Below are 475 nucleotides of genomic sequence, written 5' to 3' on the forward strand. Positions count from 1 at the left end.
TCCTTTTTTGAGGAAACGATAGGGTGTATAAACCTCCTTGCTCTTTAAAGCCCCTTTCTATTAAAAAAGGCTTCTCTCCTATTATTTTCCAAAACCACATATTGCTATCATCACAATATTCTGTTAAGAACATATCTTCTCTTTCAAAAAGAATGCGACTTCTACTTGGTGCTTTTATTTTCATTGATCAACTATTTTAAAAGTTTTATTTTCGAATACTGCATATAAAGTTTGTCTACCATCACGTGTTATCTTTCAAATTTCAGTTCCTTCTTTAATGGATATTTATTTTGATTATTTTCGTAGCACATGACACGCTTTCTTAATAAATCGAAAATTATATTTTATTGGGTTGGAGATTTTTTTCTTCTGATAGGTCCAATATAACATTTTTATTCTGAATTGCCAAATCAAAGTTTAATAAACCACGTTCGCAGCCAGGTGAGATCTTTATCTTGTTATATTCATATGTTTG

The 475-nt window shown here is 30.1% G+C and carries 1 pseudogene; it reads right to left on the minus strand.

The window, feature by feature from the left end:
- Positions 1-184: pseudogene (locus X919_RS0106005) on the minus strand (hypothetical protein); the annotation flags it as partial.
- Between the last annotated feature and the right edge of the window lie 291 nt (positions 185-475).

Origin of the sequence: Prevotella sp. HJM029 (genome assembly GCF_000599605.1) — a bacterium.
GTDB lineage: Bacteria > Bacteroidota > Bacteroidia > Bacteroidales > Bacteroidaceae > Prevotella.